Genomic DNA, 19,273 nt, shown 5'->3' with positions numbered 1-19,273 from the left:
GATTCCCATCGATCGTGGACGTTTCTTCGAAGGAGGACAGGGTGGCACTCGCCCAGGCACCAACGCGGGACGAACTGGTCCGCAGCGCGTCCGAGCTGACGCCCCTGCTCAAGTCGCACGCATCCTGGAACGAACGGAACCGCCGCCTGCACGAGGACGCCGTCCGGGCCCTGTCCGAGGCCGGGTTCTTCAGGCTGCGGCTCCCGGCCCGTTACGGCGGGCTGGAAGCCGACAACCGCACCGCGGTCGACGTCATCGCCGAACTCGCCAAGGGCGACGGGTCGGCGGCGTGGGTCACCGGCGTCAACGCCATCACCACCTGGATGGCCGGGCTGCTGCCCGACGAGGTGCAGGACGTGGTCTTCGCCGACCCCGACGTCCGGCTCTGCGGGACGCTGAGCCCGACCGGCATGTGCGTGCCGGCGGACGGCGGGCTCGTGCTCAACGGCAAGTGGGGGTTCATCAGCGGCGCCCACCACGCCCGCTGGCAGGTCGTCGTGGCGATGGCGCCCGCGCCGGACGGCGGCTTCTGGCCGATCATGACGGTGGTGCCGATGGACGAACTGGAGATCGTCGACGACTGGGACACCTCCGGGCTGCGCGGCACCGGCAGCGTCAGCACCGTCGCGAGCGAGGTGTTCGTCCCGAACGAGCGGGTGCTCCCGCTCCCGCTGGTGCTCGCCGAGCAGTACGCCTCCCGGGCCAACGCCGGCTCGCCGGTGTTCCGGGCGCCGCTGCTGCCGACCGCCTCGGCGCTGTCGGTCGGCACCGCCGTCGGCCTCGCCGCCGCCGCGCGGGCCGAGTTCGTCGAGCGGCTCCCCACCAGGAAGATCACCTACACCGGTTACGAGAACCAGAACGAGGCGCCGCTGACGCATCTGCAGCTCGCCGAGGCCACCATGCAGGTCGACGAGGCGGTGTTCCACGCGCACCGCCTCGCCGACCTGGTCGACTCCAAGGGCGCCGGGAACGGCCCGTGGACGCTGGAGGAGCGGGTCCGCGCCCGCGCCGACATGGGCCGGGCCGTGCGGCTGTCGAAGCAGGCCGCCGACGTCCTCAACGAGGCCAGCGGCGGGTCGTCCATCTACAGCGACGTGCCGATCCAGCGCATCGCGCGGGACCTGCACGCGATCGGGATGCACGCCCTGATGCACCCCGACACCAACGACGAGCTGTACGGGCGCGTGCTGTGCGGCCTGGAGCCCGACACCCTCTACATCTGACGGCCGCGGGCCGCCTCCCCGGCCCGCGCGCCCCACGCGGAGACCGCCGCCCGCGACGATGCGGGCGGCGGTTCCCCTGCGGGTGCGCCGGCGACGGCCGGCGGCGGGGGCGGCGCTGGTCAGGGAGCGCAGGAGGCGAGGTCGCCCGCCGGCGGCTCCTGCGGTTCGGGCCCGAAGAACAGCGTCGCGCACGCCCGCAGGAACCCGGCGTTCTCCTCCGGGATCCAGTGCCCCGAGTCGGGCGCCACGACCTGGCGGACGTCGGTGGCCACGGCGCGGAACGACTCGGCCACGGCCGGCCCGAACGCGTACTGGGCGCCCATCGCCAGCACCGGCATCGTCAGCTTCCTGTGCGCGTTCGCCCGGTTGTCGGCGGCGTTCTCCGGGAACGCGCGGTAGTACTCGAAGCCGGCGCTGCGGCGGTCCGGGGCGGAGTACGCGCGGAAGTACCGCTCCTGGTCGATCCTGCCGGGGTGGCGCGCGGAGCCGAACAGCCAGCCCAGGTAGGTCCGGACGTGCTCGGCGTCGTCGATGATGTTCTCCGGCACCGGCTTGGCGGTCTGGTTGAACTGGAAGTGCCAGCTGAGGCCGTACGCCTGCTCGAGCCCGAACGCGTTCAGCGGCGAGTCCAGGACGGCGATCCGGGAGACGCCGTCCGGGAAGTCGCGGGCGTACGCGTACCCGACGAGGACGCCCAGGTCGTGCGCGAGGATCCCGACCCGGTCGAGGCCGATCCCGGCCACGCCCTGGTGAACGCGCGCGGCGACGGTCGCGGCGTCGTAGCCGTCCGGCGGCACGCTGGACCTTCCCAGCCCGGGCAGGTCGAAGGCGACGACCGTGTGGTTCTTCGCCAGTTCCGGCATCACCTTGTGCCACTCCCACCAGGTCTCGGGCCAGCCGTGCAGGAGCACGAGCGCCGGTCCGGACCCGCCGCGCACGTAGTGCAGGTAGCCGCCGTCCACCGCCACCCGGCCATGGTGGAAGCCCGGCAGGGGCGCGGTCTCGGAGGCGGCCGGGGAGGCGGCGGCGGGGACCGCCGCGGTCCCCGCCGCGCCGAGCAGCATCACGGCCGCCGCGCCTATGGCGCACATGCCGCCGCGCAGCCAGTTCCTGCGGCGGACGCGGACGGGACGGGCGGCCTCCCTCTCCCGGGAGGCCGTGGGCTCGTCTTGCGACATGGGGGGTTCCCTTCATGTGGGGCCGATGAACGGGCGAGCCCGTCCGCGTGCGGCGGCGCCGGCCGCCGCCCCCCGATGTCGCCGACGGGTCAGGAGTGCAGACCGGCGCGGCGACGGTTTCTCATCGCTGCCTCACCGCCCGGTCACACCGGCGCGGCGGACGAGCGCGCCGTGAGGCGGACGGGCAGCGACCGGTGCCCGTTCATGATGAACGTCGGCAGCGGGCGCAGCTCCCCGCGCGGCACCGCCAGCTCCATGCCGGGGAACCGCTCGAACAGGCTCGACAGGCCGACGGTGGCCACCATCCTCGCCACGCCGGCGCCGAGGCAGTAGTGCGGCCCGTGCCCGAAGGACAGGTGCGCCTTGTCGGGACGGGTGAGGTCGAACCGGTCCGCGTCGTCGCCGTGCAGTGCCGGGTCGCGGCCGACCGCGCTGTAGTTGACCAGGATCGGGTCGCCCTTCGGGATGGTCACGCCGTCGAGCTCGATGTCCTCGACGGCGTACCGCAGCGGCAGGTGCGCCAGCGGCGATTCCGCGCGCAGCGTCTCCTCGATGACGTCGTCCCAGCTCGCCCGGCCGCTCAGCACCAGGTCGCGCTGCTCGGGGTGGGTGAGCAGGGCGGTGATGGCGTTGTCGAAGAAGTTGATGGTGGTCTCCGACCCGGCCCCCAGGATCGCGAAGATGGTGTCGGTGAGCTCCTGCTCGCTGAGCCTGGACCCGTCCTCGTCCCGCGCCGCGATCAGGTCGCTGGTGATGTCCTCGCCCGGCTCGCGCCGCTTCGCCGCGATCAGCTCGGCCATCGCTCCCCGCCATCCCGCCAGCACGGCCTGCGCCTGCTCGGGGGAGACGGTGGTGTCGACCATCATGTCGATGACCTTCGCCGTCTCGGCGCGCGCCTCCTCGGACATGCCGATGAGGTCGGCCACCAGCCGGGCCGGCAGCGGGTAGGCGAAGCGCTCGCGCAGGTCCACGACCTCGCCCGGCTCCGTCTCGGCGAGCGCGTCCAGCAACTCGTTCGTCAGCTGCACGACCCGCGGCCTGATCGCCGTGGTCCGGCGCGGGGTGAACGCCTTGCCGACCAGCCTGCGCAGCCGGACGTGGTCCTTGCCGTAGGCGGTGACCATGTTGTCCATCGCGATCCAGCTGATCATCTCCCAGTCGGGCGGGATCTCCCCGTTGATGAACGCCGGCCAGTGGTTGCGCGCGCTCTTGGTGACCCGGGGGTCGGTGAGCAGCCTCCTGATGCCGCTCTCGCTGTTGACCGACCAGGCGCACACTCCCCCCGGGAGACCGACCAGCACCGCGGGCCCCTCGGCGCGCAGGGCGGCGGCCTCGCCGTGGATGTCGCGTCCCGTGGTGTCCAGATGCACCGGGCAGCGGTTGTCCATCAGATGTCTCCAATCACTTCAGCGAGCGGAAGAACGCCCGGACGTCGCCGACGAGGAGCTCGGGCTGTTCCATGGCGGCGAAGTGGCCGCCGCGGTCGAACTCGGTCCAGTGCGAAATGGACGGCAGGTCGCGGTCCGCGAAGCGGCGGACCGGAAGGAAGATGTCGTGCGGGAAGACGGCGACGCCGACGGGCACGGGGACGGGCGGCGGCACCACGCCCGACGCGGCCTGCCGGACGGCCTCCGCGCCCTCGTAGTAGAAGTGCGCCGAGGAGCCGATCGTCCGCGTGAACCAGTAGATCGAGGCGTTGGTGAGCATCTGGTCGCGGTCGACGGCGTCCTCGGGGACGCCCGCCGAGTCCGTCCACTCCCCGAACTTCTCCACGATCCAGGCGAGCTGGCCGACCGGCGAGTCGTGCAGCGCGTACGCCAGGGTCTGCGGCCGGGTCGCCATGATCTTCATGTAGGCGGACAGCTCGGCGTCGAAGCGCGCGAGCGCGCCCAGCCGCGCCTGCTCCTGCTCGCTCAGCCCCTCCAGCTCGGCGGGGTCGCCGGTGGGGAACGCCATGAGCATGTTGACGTGCACGCCCCGCACCCGGTCCGGGGCGTGCCTGCCGAGTTGCAGGGAGATCACGGAACCCGCGTCGCCTCCCTGCGCCCCGTAGGCGTCGTAGCCGAGGCGGCGCATCAGCTCCGCCCAGGCGGCGGCGATCCGCGGCACGTCCCACCCGGTCTCGCGGAGCGGGCTGGAGAAGCCGTATCCGGGCAGCGACGGGATCACCAGGTGGAACGCGTCCGCCGGGTCGCCGCCGTGCCGCCGCGGGTCGGTGAGCGGGCCGATGACCGGCTCGAACTCGGCCACGGAACCGGGCCAGCCGTGCGTGAGCAGCAGCGGCAGGGCGTCGGGCTCGGGGGAGCGGACGTGCATGAAGTGGACCGGCTGGCCGTCGATCTCGGTGATGAACTGCGGGATCTCGTTCAGCCGGGCCTCGGCGGCCCGCCAGTCGTAGCCGGTGCGCCAGTACCCGGCGAGGTCCTTCAGATAGTCCGGCGGCACCCCGCGTTCCCACCCGACGCCGGGCAGCGCTCCCGCCCACCTGGTCTCGGCGATACGCCGGTGCAGATCGTCGATGTCGGCTTGCGGGATCTCGATCCTGAAAGGACGCATGGCCCACCCATCTGTCCGGTCGTGCTCTGCGGTCTGGCTGGTCACGGCGCCGTCGCCCGCCGGCGCACCGCGGGCGGCCGCATGTCGGTCCAGTTCGCCCGGACGAACCCCAGGCATTCGGCGCGCTGCGCCGGGCCGTGGACCACCCGCCATCCGGCGGGGACGCCGATGGACTCCGGCCACAGCGAATACCGCCCCTCGCCGTCGGCCAGGACCACGAACGTCAGGTTCTCGTCATCGAACGGATTCGGCATGTCAGCCCTTTTGATCGGCGAAGACGCCTTTCGGCGAAGACACCAAGACCGTCGCACCGGAAGGCGGAACCCCGCATCTTCGCCGTTGCCGAATCGGCGGACGTGCGCGACGCCGATGGGCGGGAAAGCCCGGATGCGCCGCACGGTCAAAGATGCGGTGCCGCTCACCGCCCGAGAACCTGATCACTGCGTGCATTGGGCAGTGCATTTTGCGCAGTGCATTCTGCGCAGTGCCGCTTGGGCAGTGCCGCTTGGGCAGTGCCTCTTGAGCAGTGCGTCACCACGGCGTGTTCCGAGGAGTCTCCGCAATGACCGTTCCCAGACAGGCGACCGGCCCGGCCGCGGCACCGGCCGCCGACGCGTCCGTGGCCGCCCACTCCGTCGCGCGGCTGACGGAGATGGCCGACTACATCGTCCCGTTCACGCTCCGCGCGATCTGCGACCTCGGGATCGCCGACCTCCTCGCGGAGGGGCCCCGCCCGGTGGGCGAGCTGGCCGCGGCGACCGGGACGCACGCGCCCGCGCTGCTGAAGGCCATGCGCGCGCTGGCCGGCCGCGGGGTGTTCACCGAGACCGCGCCCGAGGTCTTCGGGCTCACCCCGCTGGGCCAGCCGCTGCGCAGCGATCACCCGCGATCGCTGCGGGACGCCTATCCGCTGATCCCCGCGGACGTCCAGGCGTGGGCGCTGCTCGACCACAGCCTGCGGACGGGGCGGGCCGCGTTCGACCTCGCGCACGGCCAGAGCTACTGGGAGTACATGGAACGGCACCCGGAGGAGAGCGCCCGGTTCGACGCATCGCAGCGCGCGGTGACCCGGCGGGAGATCCGGGCCCTGGTCCCCGCCTACGAGTGGGGCGCGTTCGGGACCGTCGCCGACATCGGCGGCGGCAGCGGGGCCTTCGTCGCGGCGCTGCTCGCGGCCCATCCGGGGATGCGCGGCGTCCTGTTCGACCAGCCGCACGTCGTCGCGGGCGCCGGAGCCGTCCTGGCCGAGCAGGGCGTCGCCGACCGCTGCTCGGTGGTGGGCGGCAGTTTCTACGAGTCGGTCCCCTCCGGCGCCGACGCCTACGTCCTCAAACGCGTCCTGTACGACGTGGGCGACGACGGGGCGGCGCGGGTGCTGCGGGCGGTGCGCGCGGCCATGCGGCCCGGCAGCCGGCTGCTGATCGTCGAGCCGCTGCTGGAACCGGGCGACGAGTTCAGCTGGGGCAAGCTCTACGACCTGCTGCTGCTGACGATGCGCGGCGGCGGAAGCCGGTCCCTTCCCCGGCTGGAGGAGCTGATGCGGGAGGCGGACCTGGAGCCGGTGCGGGTCGTGCGGACGAAGGGCCTGCCCATCACCGAGGCCCGGCCGGTCTAGACCCGCCGGGCGCCGGGCCGACGGCGAAGAAGAGGAGTGACCGAATGCGCGTTCTGTTCGCCGCCTACGCCGAGAAGACGCACTTCTTTCCCATGGTGCCGATCGCGTGGGCGTTGCGCGTCGCCGGGCACGACGTCCGGGTCGCCACGCAGCGGCCGCTCGTCGACACGGTCCTGCAGACCGGCCTGCCCGTCGCCGAGGTCGCCCCCGGGCACGACTGGCAGTCGGTGGTCGCGGACCGGGTCCGCCGCGGGGACTGGGACGAGTGGGTCCAGCGGGTCACCGACGTCGCCCGCGGCGGCCACCGGATGGGGTGGGACGACCTGCACGCCTACTTCGACGAGCAGGTCGAGCACGCCTGGAAATGGTTCAACCGCGGCATGGTCGACGGGCTGGTCGGGCATGTCCGCGACTGGCGGCCCGACCTGGTGCTGTGGGAGCCGTTCACCTTCTCCGCCGCCCTGGCGGCCCGGGTCGCCGGCGTCCCGCACGCGCGCGTGACCTGGGGCGTGGACGTGTGGGTCAGGGCGCGGCGGCGCTTCGTCGAACTGCTGGCCGCCCGGCCGCCGGGGCGGCGCACGGACCCCTTCCGCGACTGGCTGGGCGCCGAGGCCGAGCGGTTCGGTTCCTCCTTCGACGAGGAGCTGTTCACCGGCCAGTGGACGATCGACCAGTCGCCGGGGAGCATGCGGCTGCCGCTGGACGTGCCGACCGTTCCCGTCCGCTACATCCCCTACAACGGCCCCGGCGAGATCCCGGACTGGCTCCGCGAGCCGCCCCGGCGGCCCCGGGTGTGCGTCACGGCCGGGCTCACCCAGCGCGGGCTGCTCGGGACCGAGCTGCTGGGGCCGTCCACCCTCGAGGCGCTCGCCGGACTGGACGTCGAGGTGATCGCCACGCTCCAGGGCGGGGACGAGGCCGCCGACCCGCCGGAGAACGTGCGGCTGGTGGACTTCGTGCCGATGGACGCGCTCCTGCCGACCTGCTCGGCCGTCGTGCACATGGGCGGCTTCGGGGTCTCCTCCACCGCGATGCGGCACGGCGTCCCGCAGCTCACCATCCCCAAGCTGGGGGACTCCACGGTCCGCGCCGACCTGCTGCGGGACACGGGGGCCGGGCTGGCCGTCCCCCTCGACGACGCCACCCCCGAGGCCGTCCGCGACGCGGTGGCGCGGCTGCTGGACGAACCGCGGTTCGGCGCGGCCGCCGAGCGGCTGCGCCGGGAGACGCTGGCCGATCCCGCACCGGGCGACGCGGTCGGCACACTGGAGAGGCTGGCGGCCGGCGCGCCGACGGCGCCGGCCGGGCCGACCCGAGCATGAGGAGCCGCATCCATGATCACTCTGGACGACATCCGCAGCTACGCGACCGCGTTCCCCGAGGTGGAGGAGACCACGCACTTCCGCCTGCCCACCTTCAAGGTCCGGGGGAAGCCCTTCGCCGGGGTGGAGAAGGGCGGCGAGACCGCGGTGGTGTCGGTCGCGCAGGAGGAGGCCGCGGCCGCCGTCGCCGCCGACCCGGACGTCTTCGAGGAGGTGTGGCGCAAGGCCGCCACCCAGATCTTCGTCGGCCTCCGGGTGGACCTGGCGAAGGTCGCCCCGGAACGGCTGCGGGAACTCGTCGAGCACGCCTGGCGGAACAAGGCGCCCAAGCGCGTCGTCGCCGCCTACGACGCCGGCTGACCGGGGCGTCCTCGCCGATCCGGCGACGTCCCGCGGCCGGCCGTGAAGGAGGAACATGAACGGACTGCTGCGGGACAAGGTCGTCGTCGTCTCCGGGGCCGGCCCCGGCCTCGGCCGCGCCACGGCGGTGCGCTGCGCCGCCGCCGGCGCGGACGTCGTGCTGGCGGCCCGCGACGCGGGCCGCCTCGCCGCCATCGCCGCGGAGGTCGAGGCGCTGGGGCGCCGCGCGCTGGCCGTGCCCACCGACATCACCGACGCCGCGGCGGCCGAGGCGCTGGCCGGCCGGGCCGTCGACGCCTTCGGGCACGTGGACGCCCTGGTCAACAACGCCGCCGCACCGACCCCGCCCGCCGACCTGATGAGCCTGGAGGCCGACTCCGTCACCGCCGGTCTCGCCGTGGACGTGGTGGCGCCGCTGCGCCTCACCCAGCTGTTCGCGGACCGCCTCGCCGAGCGCGGCGGCTCGGTCGTCATGGTGGCCTCCAGCGTGATCCGGGAATCGCCGCGCTCGCTGGGCGTGTACAAGATGGCCAAGACCGCGCTGACGACGCTCACGCAGGCGCTGTCGTCCGAACTGGGCCCGCGGGGCGTCCGGGTCAACACGATCGCGCCCGGCTTGATCTGGGCGGACGCGGTCAAGACGCACTTCGCGCACGCGGCCCGGGAGCGCGGCGTGCCCGTGCAGCGCGTCTACGACGAGACGGCCGCCGGGATCGACCGCCGCAGGCTCCAGGAACCCGAGGAGGTGGCGGACGCGATCGTCTTCCTGCTCTCGGACCTGGCGCGGGCGGTCACCGGCCACTGCCTCGACGTCAACGGTGGCCAGTACCACAACTGAGGGAGAGTCCCGTGTCCCCGACCGAGAACCCCCCGGCCCCCGCGCCGCCCGGAACGGCGACGGTGCGGCCCGGCGACCCCCGCTACCCGAGCCTGCTGGACGTCTACAACCACCGCTTCGGCGCCCGCCCCGAGTACGTGCGGGTGGCCGCGTCGGCCGCCGAGGTCGCCGCGGCGCTGCGGGAGGCGGTGGCCGCCGGAAAGCGCGTCGCGGTGCGCGGCGGCGGCCACTGTTTCGAGGACTTCGCCTCCTCGCCCGACATCGAGGTCCTGCTGGACGTCTCGCCGCTGTCGGAGGTGTCCTTCGACGAGCGCCGCCGCGCGTTCGCGGTCGGGGCCGGGGCGACGCTCGGCCACGTCTACCGCACGCTGTTCACCCGCTGGGGCGTGACGATCCCCGGCGGCACCTGCTTCGACGTCGGGATGGGCGGGCACGTCGCCGCCGGCGGGTACGGGCACCTGTCGCGCCGGGACGGACTCGTCGTCGACCACCTGTACGCCGTCGAGGTCGTGGTCGTCGACGCCGCCGGGGAGGCGCGGGCGATCGTCGCCACGCGGGAACCCGGCGACCCGCACCGCGACCTCTGGTGGGCGCACACCGGCGGGGGAGGCGGCAGCTTCGGCGTGGTGACGCGGTACTGGTTCCGCGTCCCGGACGCCCGTTCCGGCGGCGTCCCCGCGGCCCGGCTCGGGCCGGGCGAGCTGCTGCCCGCGGCGCCCGCCCGGGTCCACCGGCGCTCGATCGCCTGGTCGTGGGACGGCATGACCGAGGACGCCTTCGCCGCCGTCGTCCGCAACTTCGCCGCCTGGCACGAGGCGAACAGCGCACCGGACACGCCGGCCGCGCACCTGTGGAGCAACCTCGTCGTCAACCACCGATCGGCGGGCTCGTTCGGGCTGATCTCGGTGATCGACGAGGCCGTGCCCCGCGCCGCCGCCGTCCTGGACGGGCAGTACCGGGCGCTCACCGCCGGGACCGGCGTCGAGCCCGCCGCCGACGAGCACGACGTGGTGCCGTGGTGGAGCACGTGGATGCCGTCGTTCAACTGGCCGCCCGACCCCGCCGGCCGCTACAAGAACAAGTCGTCCTACCTGCGCCGCGGCTTCACCGGCGACCAGCTCGCGACGGCCTGGTCCTACCTGACCGACCCCGCCCTGGACGACCCGGCCGCGTGCCTGGTGCTGTCGGGGTACGGGGGCCGGATCGGCGCGGTCGCGCCGGACGCCACGGCCAGCCGCCACCGGGACGCGGTCCTGAAGGCGATGTTCTGCGGCGGGCGGTGGGATTCCCCGGAACTGGACGACGCCCGCGTCGACTGGATCCGCCGGTTCTACCGGGACGTCCACGCCGGCACCGGGGGAGTCCCCGCGCCCGGCGACGGCGCGTACATCGGCTACCCCGACGTCGACCTCGCCGACCCGGAGTGGAACACGTCCGGCGTTCCCTGGCACGCCCTCTACTACGGGGACGGCTACGCGCGGCTCCAGGACGTCAAGCGGCGCTACGACCCGCTGAACGTCTTCCGGCACGCGTTGTCGGTGAGGCCGCCGAAGTGACGGGGGCCGGGGAGCCGGGCGGCCGCTGGCTCATCACGGGGGCGGGCGGGGTGCTCGGCCGGGAGCTCGCCGACGTGCTGCGCGGCGCGGGCCGCGAGTTCGCCGCGCCGCCGCGTGCGGAACTCGACGTGACCGACACCGCGGCCGTCCGCGCCGCGGTCCTCCGGCACCGGCCCCGCGTCCTGGTCAACTGCGCGGCGTGGACCCGGTTCCACGAGGCGGAGGCGCACGAGGACGACGCGCGCCGCGTCAACGGCGACGCCGTGCGGGGGATCGCCGAGGTGTGCGCGGAGACCGGCGTCCGCCTCGTCCACGTGTCCACCGACTACGTCTTCGACGGCGGCGCCCGGTGCCCGTACGCGGAGGACGCGCCGCCCGCGCCCCTCAACGCCTACGGCCGCACCAAGCTCGCCGGGGAGCGGGCCGTCGCCGACGTGCTCAGCGACGCGGGAACGATCGTCCGCACCGCGTGGCTCCACAGCCGGTACGGAACGGACTTCGTCAGCATGATGGTCGAGGCGGAGCGGACCCGCGAGACCGTCGACGCCGTCGACGACGAGCGGGGGCAGCCCACCTGGGCGGCCGACGCCGCGCACCGGATCGCCGCCCTGGCCGCCCGCGGCGCCACCGGCGTCTTCCACGCCACCAACGCGGGGTCCGCCACCCGCCACGAGCTGGCCCGGGAGGTGTTCCGCCTGCTCGGCGCGGACCCGGACCGGGTCCGCCCGGTGGACGGCGGCCGCTTCCCCGGGCCGGGGCGGCGCCCCCGGTACACGGTGCTCGGCCACGGGGCGTGGGAGCGGGCGGGCCTGCCTCCGATGCGGCACTGGCGGGACGCGCTCGCGGCGGCGCTCCCGCGTTCGGCGGGTCAGGCCGGCAGGACCGCCGTGTAGTGCTCGACGAGCGACCGGAACCGGGGGTCGGAGGGCGGATCGGCCGCCCTCCGGACCGGGCCGCCCGACAGCAGCGCGCCGAGGTGCTCCAGCGAGAGGTGGTAGCCGGCCGCGCTCTGCGGCGCGTGCCCGATGTCCTGGAGGGTGACGTGCAGGGCGAGCACCGAGCCGTCCGCCGCCGGCCGCAGCGTCCACCGCAGGATCTCGTCGTCCGCGCTGCCGGGTATGCCCGGCCAGCGGAAGGCGAGCTCCCGGTGCTCCTCGGCGGCCGTGACCACGCCCCGCGACGGCTCGCCACCGCCGAACGCCAGCGTGATCCGGCCGCCGGGCACCGGGTCGATCTCCACCCGCCACGGCGTCCACTCGGACAGCTCGGCGCCGTCGGTCAGGGCCCGCCACACCCGTTCGGCGGGATGGGCGTAGGCCTGCTCGAACCGCAGCACCGGCCTGCCCGACACCGCGTCGAGGGTGAGGCCCACATCGGGGCGGAGCGCGGACTCGGTCATTCTCCGTCCTCCTCGCATGAGTCGGTGATGTCACCCTCCCGACGAACGGGACCGCCGGCCATGGACACCCGGTCTCCCGGCGGGCGCCACGGGGCGCCGCGGCGGGGGCTCAGGCCGTCACGGTCTGCGCGGAGACGATCCGCGGCTCGGGGATCGGCACGATGAACCGCCCGCCGTCCTCCAGGAAACGCCGCTCCTTCCGGATGATCTCCTCGGCGTAGTTCCAGGCGAGGAGCAGGAAGTAGTCGGGCCGCCGCGCCGTCCCCTCCTCCGGCGAGCACACCGGTATCCGGGAGCCGGGCAGGAGCCGTCCCTGCTTCAGCGAGGTCGTGTCGGTGCAGAACGCCACCTCGGCCCGGCCGAGGCCGCAGGCCTGGAGCAGCGCGCTGCCCTTCGCGGGCGCCCCGTACCCGGCCACCGTCGCGCCCCCGGCGACCAGGCCGCGCACCAGGTCGCCGATCTCGGCCCGCACCCGCTCGACCCTGGCGGCGAACCGCCGGTAGACGTCCTCCCCGGTGAGGCCCCGCGCCCGCTCGTCGGCGAGCATCTCCCCGACCACGGGACGCGTCGGGCGCGGCGACGCCTCGGGGGTCGCGAACACCACGATCGACCCGCCGTGCACCGGAGCCGTCCAGACGTCGAACACGCGCAGCCCGTGCCCGCCGAACAGCCGGTGCAGGGTGCCGAGGGAGAAGTACGACAGGTGCTCGTGGAAAATGGTGTCGAACTGGTTGTTCGCCAGCAGCTCCACCAGATACGGGACCTCGATCGCGAGGACCCCGTCCGCGGTGAGCAGCCTCGTGGCGCCGTCCAGGACCTCGTGGACGTCGTCGATGTGGGCGAAGCACTGCCGCCCGAGCACCATCCGCGCGGGGCCGTGCCGTTCGGCGACCCGGACCGCCGCGGCGGTGGTGAAGTACTCCGGGAGCGTCTCGACGCCGCGCTCGTTGGCGGCCGCCGCGAGGTTGCGCGCGGGGTCCACGCCCACCGTCCGCAGGCCCGCCTCCTGGAACATCGCGAGCTGCGCGCCGACGTTGCTGCCCAGCTCGACGACCAGGTCGCCCTCCGCCAGCCCGAGGCCGGCGACGGAGTGCTCGACGAGCCGCCGGGAATGGCCCGTGATCAGGCCGGAGTCGGAGGAGACGTAGAGGTAGTGCTCGAACAGCTTCTCCGGGGAGACGACGTGCCGCAGGCTCATCAGCCGGCACTCGCGGCACACCGCGACGTCGAGCGGGTAGCGGTCGCCCGGGGGGTCCGCCGGGTCCTGGAAATCGCCCGCCAGCAGGGTCTCGCCGAACGAGAGGACGTCGAGCCAGTCGTCCCGCCCGCACACGCGGCAGCGGTCGACGGGCCGCACCATGGGTTGCATTCTTCCTGTCCTCCAGATGTTCTCAGCTCGGCACGAGCGCCGACTTCAGCGGTTCCCACCAGGGCCGGTTCGCCCGGTACCACGCGACGGTCGCCGCCAGCCCGTCCTCGAACGCGACGCGCGGCTCGTAGCCCAGCTCTTCGCGGATCTTGGTGATGTCCAGCGAGTAGCGCAGGTCGTGACCCTGCCGATCCGGGACGCGGGTCACCATGTCCCAGCCGGCGCCGCACGCGGCCAGCAGCCGGCCGGTGAGCTCGCGGTTCGTCAGCTCGGTGCCGCCGCCGATGTGGTAGACCTCCCCGGCGCGCCCGCCCCGCAGGACGAGCTGGATGGCGCGGCAGTGGTCGGACACGTGCAGCCAGTCCCGCGAGTTGCGGCCGTCGCCGTACAGCGGGACCGGCCGGCCGTCGAACAGGTTCGTCACGAACAGCGGGATGATCTTTTCCGGGTACTGGTAGTGCCCGTAGTTGTTGGTGCACCGGGTCACCACGATGTCCAGGCCGCGGGTGCGGTGCCAGGCGAGCGCCAGCAGGTCGGCCCCCGCCTTCGCGGCCGCGTACGGCATGTTGGGCGCGACGGGCGACCGCTCGGTCCACGACCCGTGTTCGATCGAGCCGTACACCTCGTCGGTGGAGACGTGCACGAAGCGTCCGACGCCGTTCCGGTCGGCGGCCTCCAGCAGGGTCTGCGTCCCGAGCACGTTGGTGCGGACGAACTCGGCGGCGCTGACGATCGACCGGTCGACGTGGGTCTCGGCGGCGAAGTGCACGATCGCGTCCTGGCCCGCGGTCACCTCGTCGACGATCACCGGGTCGGCGATGTCGCCGTGCACGAAACGGTAGTCCGGGTGGTCGGCGACCGCCGCGAGGTTGGCCGGGTTCCCGGAATAGGTGAGGCGGTCGAGGACCGTGACCCGGGTGCCGGCCGATCCGGGCAGTTCCCCGCCCAGGGTGGACCTGACGAACTCCGAGCCGATGAACCCGGCTCCGCCGGTGACGAGAATTCTCATGCTGGCCTCTGGATGCCGGTGGACGCGGTCACGCGGCCGCGCCGACGCAGTCGAGAAGGATCAACCCGGGCGGCCCGCCCTGCGGCCCACCCTGCGGCGGCCCACCCTGCGGAGGTGCGCCTTGCGGGGGCGTGCCCTGCGGGGGCGTGCCCTGCGGCGGTGCGCCTTGCGGCGGGGCGCCTTGCGGGGGTGCGCCTTGCGGCGGGCCGCCCTGGGGGGCGCGGCCGGTTCGCGGGTCGACCGGGCGGCACGCCTCGAGCGCCCAGGCCGACACCTGCGCCGAGGGGCCCGAGCCGAACCCGGTGAAGCCCGGCCCGGGCGGGCTCGCCAGGACGAACCGGATGTCGCCGTCGGCCACCAGCCGCCGGAACCGCTCCGGGGTGGGGGTCGGGTTCGAGCCGTCGAAGCCGCCCATCGCCAGCACCGGCCGCCCGTCGGACGCGATGATCATCGGGGCGCCCTGGAGCCCGCTCGGGACGGCCACGATCCACCGGGCGTCCCCCTGGTTGCGGATCAGGTAGCCGAGCAGCGCCGGGTCGACGTGCCGCGACCCCTCGATCACGCCGAGGATGCCCTCGCCGACCGGGGGCGGCAGTCCCGCGAGCCGGAAGCGCCCGTCCTGGTTGGCCAGCGGGTTGATGCCGAGCAGGCGCGTCTGCGTGGTCTTCACCGACCAGACCAGCGGCGCCGCCAGCGCGGCGACCGCCGTGGCCGCCGCCGCGGCGGCCGCCACGGCCGTGACGCCCCGGGGGGACGCGAGCGCCGCCGCCGCCAGGACGCCCGCCGTGATGACGACCGGGGGCAGCCACCCGGGGTACTGCGCGGAGGTGTCGTGCAGAACCCAGGCGGCCCAGGCCGCCGCGGCCAGGACGTGCGCGGCCAGCGCGGCGATGCCGAAGGCCTCGCCGCGCCGCCATGCCGACCACGCCGTGACCAGGCCGGCCGCCGCCAGCGCCGCCAGCGCGGGCACGAGCAGGCTCGTGTAGTAGGGGTGCAGGACCCCCTGCATGAAGCTGAACACGCCCCACGCGCACACCGCCCACCCGGTCCACAGCGCCCATCCGGCCCAGGGCGACGGCCCGTCCGGTCCGCCGCTGCGGCGCCGCAGGTCGTAGGCGACCGTCACCGCGCCCACGACCGCCAGCGGCAGCCACCAGGACACCTGGTCGGCCAGCACCCCGTCGAACAGCCGCGCCGCCCCGGCCTGGCCCGCGTGGAACGCCTGGCCCGTCTCGAAGGCGTGCACGATCTGGGCGCCCATGTCGTCCGGCCGGGCCCCGGTCTTGGTCTGCAGGTGCTGCTGGAAGATCTGCCCGATCCGGCTGGCCACGGTGCCGTCGGTGCTGTTCCCGACCCACGGCCGCTCACCGGACGGGACCAGCCTGAACAGCACGGGCCATGCCGCGCTCACGGCGACGAGGGGCACGGCCGCGGCCGCCAGCCACCCGATGCGGCGCCGGATCGGGACGGCGCCGGCGACGAGCCACGCCAGCGCCAGCGCCGGCAGCACGACGTACGCCTCCAGGTACTTGATGTCGAAGCCGAGCCCGACCAGTGCCCCGGCCCCGAGCAGCGGCCGCAGCCGCCCCCGCCGGATCGCGCGCAGCGTCAGCCAGGCGGCGAGCAGCGTCACCAGCAGCAGCATCGCGTCGGGGTTGTTGTCCCGTTCGATCGCGACGTTGATGGGGCTGACCGCCAGTCCGAGCGCGGCGAGCAGCGCGGTGGCCCGGGCGGCCGGGGAGTCGCCGCCGCCCTCGCGCACCGCCAGGGCGAGGACGAGCACGGAGGCGGTGCCCGCCACCGCGTTCGGCAGGAACACCGTCGCCCAGTTCACCCCGAACACGCCGATGAGGACGGCCGACGGCCAGAGGCCGACGGGCGGCTTGTCCATGGTGATGAAGTGGCCCGTGTCCAGGCTCCCGGTGAGGAACGAGACCCAGTCCTTGGACATGCTCAGCGCGGTGGCCGTGTAGTAGGAGTTCCCCAGCCCCACGTCGTCCGCGGTGTGCCAGGTGCGCAACGCGAGCGCGACCGCGAGGCACCCGGCCATTCCGGCCCACCAGAGGGACGTGAGCCTCCGGTGCGCCGGGGCCGCGCCCTCGTCCGCCCGGGCGCGCGCCCCGGGGCGCGCCGATTCGGTTCTCATGCGAAGAACTCCTCGAGGAGAGGGGCGACCAGGGCGGGGTCGAGCTTGTGGTTCTGGCCCTCCAGGGAGCGGTAGTCGGCGTCGGGGAGGATCCCGGCCAGTTCCGCCATCGCGGTGCGCTGGAACGGCGGGCTCTCCGTGCCGTCGATGACGAGGGTGGGGACCGTGACGGCGGAGACCCGCTCGCGTGGCAGCGAGTTGTCGCCGGCGATGGCGGCCTCGTGCGGCAGCGACGGCGCGAGCGCCTCCAGCCCCGCCCAGGCGGGGGACTGCCGGATGTGCCCCATCACCTCCGCCGGGAACCCGACGGCGCGGACGAGGAAGTGCTCGACCGCGTCGCCGCGCCGTCCCTCGGCCAGCAGCGCGTCGAGCCGCTCGACGTAGGCGTCGTCGAGGCGCGGGTGGCTGTCGTCGACGATGTACGGCGGCTCGTACAGCGCCAGCCTCGTGACGGGCAGCCCCCGCGACACCGCCTCCAGGGCGAGCATGCCGCCGGTGCAGTTGGCGAACAGGCACGCCGACCCGCCGGCCTCCTCCAGGACGCACTGGAGGTCCTCGATCTCCCGCTCGACGGAGTAGGGCTCGGTGTCGCCGCTCGCCCCGCGGCCCCGGCGGTCGTAGTTGAACGTGGTGAAGCGGTGCCGGAGCAGCTCGGCGATCGGGGCGCAGGTCGCCCGGTCGTTGAGGGCGCCGCCCATCAGGACGACCGGGGGCCCCTCGCCGAGGCGATCGTAGGCGATCTCGGTTCCGTCCTTCGAAACCACGGTGTTCATTCCGGTTCCCTTTCGTCGGTGACGGCGGCGGCGCGGGACGGGCGTCCGGCGGCTTCGGGCGGGCCCTCCGCGGGGGGCGCTCCCCCCACCGGGGGCACGTGCCTGAGGGCCACGAGCACGTATCCGGCGAGGACGACGAACATGGCCGCGCCCACCACCGCCACGGAGTGCAGCCCGGCCGTGAACGCGTCGCGCGCGGAGTCGAGCAGCTCGCCGCCCAGCCGTCCGGGGAGGGTCGGCGCGACCGCGACGGCGCCGGTCACGCCCTCCCGGACGGCGTCGGCGACGCCGGCGGGGACCCCGCCGGGGACGTCGAGGCGGTCCCGGTAGACGGCGGCCCCGATGCTGCCGAGGACGGCGATGCCGGTCGCGACGCCGAACTGGCCGCCGGCCTCCACCGTGGCCGAGGCCGCGCCGGCCTTCGCGGGCGGGACGGCCTCGAGCACCATGCCGTAGCCGAGCGAGATGCCGGGGCCGATCCCCGCCATGGCGACCGTGAACCCGACCACCATCAGCAGCGGGACGCCCGGGCCCGCGCCGACCTGGGTGACCAGCAGGTACCCGGCCGTCGACAGCCCGAGCCCCCCGGCGGTGATGTGCGCGGGCCGCAGCCTCCGGCTGAGGCCGGAGCCCAGCATGATGCCGAGGACCATCGCGAGCGTCGCCGGGATCATCCACGCCCCGGCCGCCAGCGGCGACAGGTCCGCCACCGACTGGAGATGGAGGTAGGCCATCAGCAGCCCGCCGCCCTGGATGGCGCCGCCCGCCACGCTGAGCACCAGCGCGGGCCGGTAGGTGCGGTTGCGGAACAGGCTCAGGTCGAGCACGGGACGGGCGAGCCGGGTCTGCCGCCGCACGAAGACCGCGCCGCCGGCGAGGCCGAGGACCGCGACGACGACCGGTGCCGGCCCCCAGCCGTTCCGCGCCCCTTCCGTGATGCCGTACATCACCGGCAGCAGCGCCGCGGGCGCCAGCGCCACGCTGACCGGGTCCGGGCGTCCGGCCGCCGGGTCGCGCGACTCGGGCAGCAGCACCGGGCCGGTGGCCAGCAGCAGCACGGTGACGGGCACGGCGAGCAGGAACACCGACCCCCACCACCAGTTCGCCAGCATCACGCCGCCGACGATGGGCCCGAAGACCGAGCCGCCCATGAAGCAGCTCATCCAGACGGCGACGGCCGCCCCGCGCTGCCTCGGGTCGGCGAACATGCTGTTGATCAGCGCCAGCGAGCACGGCGCCAGCGTCGCGCCCGCGATGCCCATCGCAGCGCGGGCGGCGATCAGCGACCCCGGGCCGCCGGCGAACGCGGCCCAGACGGACGCCGCGCCGAACGCGGCGGCCCCGGCCAGCAGCAGGGCCCGCCTGCCGAGGCGGTCCCCGAGAGTGCCCATCGGGATGAGGAACGAGGCCAGCATCAGCCCGTAGACGTCCACGATCCACAGCTGCTGCGCCCCGCTCGGGGCCAGGTCGGCGCTCAGATTCGGCAGGGCGAGGAAGAGCACGCTCAGGTCGACCGACATCAGCAGCGTCGGCAGCGAGATCACCACGACGCCGAACCACTCGCGCCGTCCCGCTCGCGCGGGCGCCCCCGCCGCGACGGTCGTGCTGGTGTTCATGTGTACCTCCGGACGGTGTCAGCCGCCGTCCGCCGGCCGCACGGCGATCTTGTCCGCCAGCTCGGCCACGGTGGGGGCGTCGAACAGGTCGGCCATCGACAACTCGGCGCCGGTGCGCTCCTGGACGCGGCGGATGAGCCGCATCGCCAGCAGCGACTGGCCGCCGAGCTCGAAGAAGCTGACGTGGGCGTCGACCGTGGCGACGCCGAGGACCTCGGCGAAGGCGGCGCGCAGCACCTCCCGGACGCCGTCGCGGGCGCCGTCGCGGGCGCCGTCGCGGGCGGCGGCCGCGCCGCGCCCGTCGTCACGCGCG

At 74.4% G+C, this 19,273-nt stretch carries 18 protein-coding genes; 7 read left to right on the top strand and 11 right to left on the bottom strand.

The features are described from left to right. Window positions 1–41 precede the first annotated feature (41 nt). Window positions 42–1,223: an acyl-CoA dehydrogenase family protein gene (locus ACFQ11_RS07980; protein WP_378297298.1), complete on the top strand. Its 1,182-nt coding sequence runs from the start codon at window positions 42–44 to the stop codon at window positions 1,221–1,223. Window positions 1,224–1,342: 119 nt separating this feature from the next. Here ACFQ11_RS07980 and ACFQ11_RS07975 read toward each other — a convergent pair whose 3' ends face one another. The 4 genes from ACFQ11_RS07975 to ACFQ11_RS07960 form a co-directional block, all read right to left on the bottom strand. After that, window positions 1,343–2,401: an alpha/beta fold hydrolase gene (locus tag ACFQ11_RS07975; RefSeq protein WP_378297297.1), complete on the bottom strand. Its 1,059-nt coding sequence runs from the start codon at window positions 2,399–2,401 to the stop codon at window positions 1,343–1,345. A gap of 143 nt (window positions 2,402–2,544) precedes the next feature. Beyond that, window positions 2,545–3,789 carry a cytochrome P450 family protein gene (locus ACFQ11_RS07970; RefSeq protein ID WP_378297296.1) on the bottom strand — a complete coding sequence of 415 codons (1,245 nt, stop codon included), beginning with the start codon at window positions 3,787–3,789 and terminating at the stop codon, window positions 2,545–2,547. A 13-nt stretch (window positions 3,790–3,802) separates the two neighbouring features. Next, window positions 3,803–4,957, bottom strand: a complete 1,155-nt coding sequence (locus ACFQ11_RS07965; protein WP_378297295.1) for an epoxide hydrolase family protein — start codon at window positions 4,955–4,957, stop codon at window positions 3,803–3,805. 41 nt (window positions 4,958–4,998) lie between these two features. Further along, window positions 4,999–5,211, bottom strand: coding sequence for an MbtH family protein (locus tag ACFQ11_RS07960; protein WP_378297294.1), 213 nt, complete (start codon window positions 5,209–5,211; stop codon window positions 4,999–5,001). A 308-nt stretch (window positions 5,212–5,519) separates the two neighbouring features. Here ACFQ11_RS07960 and ACFQ11_RS07955 point away from each other — a divergent pair, with 308 nt between their 5' ends. From ACFQ11_RS07955 to rfbD, 6 genes are read left to right on the top strand one after another with little or no spacing between them, the layout of a single operon-like run. Continuing rightward, the gene (locus tag ACFQ11_RS07955) at window positions 5,520–6,572 is read left to right on the top strand and encodes a methyltransferase (RefSeq protein WP_378297292.1); all 1,053 of its coding nucleotides are present in this window, start codon (window positions 5,520–5,522) and stop codon (window positions 6,570–6,572) included. A 44-nt stretch (window positions 6,573–6,616) separates the two neighbouring features. Beyond that, window positions 6,617–7,894 (top strand): activator-dependent family glycosyltransferase, encoded by a 1,278-nt coding sequence (locus ACFQ11_RS07950; protein WP_378297291.1) that lies wholly within the window; start codon window positions 6,617–6,619, stop codon window positions 7,892–7,894. 12 nt (window positions 7,895–7,906) lie between these two features. Further along, on the top strand, window positions 7,907–8,254 hold the full coding sequence (locus tag ACFQ11_RS07945; RefSeq protein WP_378297290.1) for an MmcQ/YjbR family DNA-binding protein: 348 nt from the start codon (window positions 7,907–7,909) through the stop codon (window positions 8,252–8,254). A 55-nt stretch (window positions 8,255–8,309) separates the two neighbouring features. Continuing rightward, entirely contained in the window at window positions 8,310–9,092 is a 783-nt protein-coding gene (locus ACFQ11_RS07940; RefSeq protein WP_378297289.1) for an SDR family oxidoreductase, read from the top strand. Window positions 9,093–9,103: 11 nt separating this feature from the next. Next, entirely contained in the window at window positions 9,104–10,648 is a 1,545-nt protein-coding gene (locus tag ACFQ11_RS07935; protein WP_378297288.1) for an FAD-binding oxidoreductase, read from the top strand. Continuing rightward, window positions 10,645–11,541: a dTDP-4-dehydrorhamnose reductase gene (rfbD, locus tag ACFQ11_RS07930; RefSeq protein WP_378297287.1), complete on the top strand. Its 897-nt coding sequence runs from the start codon at window positions 10,645–10,647 to the stop codon at window positions 11,539–11,541. The genes ACFQ11_RS07935 and rfbD overlap by 4 nt, the downstream gene beginning before the upstream one ends. Here the strand turns inward: rfbD and ACFQ11_RS07925 are convergent. The 7 genes from ACFQ11_RS07925 to ACFQ11_RS07895 all read right to left on the bottom strand — a co-directional run. Next, window positions 11,517–12,047, bottom strand: coding sequence for an SRPBCC domain-containing protein (locus tag ACFQ11_RS07925; RefSeq protein WP_378297286.1), 531 nt, complete (start codon window positions 12,045–12,047; stop codon window positions 11,517–11,519). The genes rfbD and ACFQ11_RS07925 overlap by 25 nt on opposite strands. A gap of 109 nt (window positions 12,048–12,156) precedes the next feature. Beyond that, window positions 12,157–13,416 carry a class I SAM-dependent methyltransferase gene (locus ACFQ11_RS07920; RefSeq protein ID WP_378297284.1) on the bottom strand — a complete coding sequence of 420 codons (1,260 nt, stop codon included), beginning with the start codon at window positions 13,414–13,416 and terminating at the stop codon, window positions 12,157–12,159. Window positions 13,417–13,438: 22 nt separating this feature from the next. Beyond that, window positions 13,439–14,425 carry a dTDP-glucose 4,6-dehydratase gene (rfbB, locus tag ACFQ11_RS07915; RefSeq protein WP_378297282.1) on the bottom strand — a complete coding sequence of 329 codons (987 nt, stop codon included), beginning with the start codon at window positions 14,423–14,425 and terminating at the stop codon, window positions 13,439–13,441. 28 nt (window positions 14,426–14,453) lie between these two features. Continuing rightward, entirely contained in the window at window positions 14,454–16,571 is a 2,118-nt protein-coding gene (locus ACFQ11_RS07910) for a glycosyltransferase family 39 protein (RefSeq protein WP_378297280.1), read from the bottom strand. Further along, window positions 16,568–17,344 (bottom strand): alpha/beta fold hydrolase, encoded by a 777-nt coding sequence (locus ACFQ11_RS07905; protein WP_378297278.1) that lies wholly within the window; start codon window positions 17,342–17,344, stop codon window positions 16,568–16,570. The genes ACFQ11_RS07910 and ACFQ11_RS07905 overlap by 4 nt, the downstream gene beginning before the upstream one ends. Beyond that, window positions 17,341–18,960, bottom strand: coding sequence for an MFS transporter (locus ACFQ11_RS07900; protein ID WP_378297277.1), 1,620 nt, complete (start codon window positions 18,958–18,960; stop codon window positions 17,341–17,343). The genes ACFQ11_RS07905 and ACFQ11_RS07900 overlap by 4 nt, the downstream gene beginning before the upstream one ends. Before the next feature lie 18 nt (window positions 18,961–18,978). After that, window positions 18,979–19,273, bottom strand: a 295-nt coding sequence (locus ACFQ11_RS07895; protein WP_378297276.1) for a phosphopantetheine-binding protein, incomplete at its 5' end; no start/stop codon positions are given.

This window comes from Actinomadura sediminis, from assembly GCF_042675525.1.
Lineage (GTDB): Bacteria > Actinomycetota > Actinomycetes > Streptosporangiales > Streptosporangiaceae > Spirillospora > Spirillospora sediminis.
Note: the sequence above shows the minus strand (reverse complement) of the source record. Positions and strands in the feature narration are given on the sequence as shown.

Coding starts and splice junctions, on each gene's coding strand:
- ACFQ11_RS07975 (WP_378297297.1), bottom strand. CDS start 2,401: ATGTCGCAAGACGAGCCCACGGCCTCCCGGGAGAGGGAGGCCGCCCGT.
- ACFQ11_RS07970 (WP_378297296.1), bottom strand. CDS start 3,789: ATGGACAACCGCTGCCCGGTGCATCTGGACACCACGGGACGCGACATC.
- ACFQ11_RS07965 (WP_378297295.1), bottom strand. CDS start 4,957: ATGCGTCCTTTCAGGATCGAGATCCCGCAAGCCGACATCGACGATCTG.
- ACFQ11_RS07960 (WP_378297294.1), bottom strand. CDS start 5,211: ATGCCGAATCCGTTCGATGACGAGAACCTGACGTTCGTGGTCCTGGCC.
- ACFQ11_RS07955 (WP_378297292.1), top strand. CDS start 5,520: ATGACCGTTCCCAGACAGGCGACCGGCCCGGCCGCGGCACCGGCCGCC.
- ACFQ11_RS07950 (WP_378297291.1), top strand. CDS start 6,617: ATGCGCGTTCTGTTCGCCGCCTACGCCGAGAAGACGCACTTCTTTCCC.
- ACFQ11_RS07945 (WP_378297290.1), top strand. CDS start 7,907: ATGATCACTCTGGACGACATCCGCAGCTACGCGACCGCGTTCCCCGAG.
- ACFQ11_RS07940 (WP_378297289.1), top strand. CDS start 8,310: ATGAACGGACTGCTGCGGGACAAGGTCGTCGTCGTCTCCGGGGCCGGC.
- ACFQ11_RS07925 (WP_378297286.1), bottom strand. CDS start 12,047: ATGACCGAGTCCGCGCTCCGCCCCGATGTGGGCCTCACCCTCGACGCG.
- ACFQ11_RS07920 (WP_378297284.1), bottom strand. CDS start 13,416: ATGCAACCCATGGTGCGGCCCGTCGACCGCTGCCGCGTGTGCGGGCGG.
- rfbB (WP_378297282.1), bottom strand. CDS start 14,425: ATGAGAATTCTCGTCACCGGCGGAGCCGGGTTCATCGGCTCGGAGTTC.
- ACFQ11_RS07910 (WP_378297280.1), bottom strand. CDS start 16,571: ATGAGAACCGAATCGGCGCGCCCCGGGGCGCGCGCCCGGGCGGACGAG.
- ACFQ11_RS07905 (WP_378297278.1), bottom strand. CDS start 17,344: ATGAACACCGTGGTTTCGAAGGACGGAACCGAGATCGCCTACGATCGC.
- ACFQ11_RS07900 (WP_378297277.1), bottom strand. CDS start 18,960: ATGAACACCAGCACGACCGTCGCGGCGGGGGCGCCCGCGCGAGCGGGA.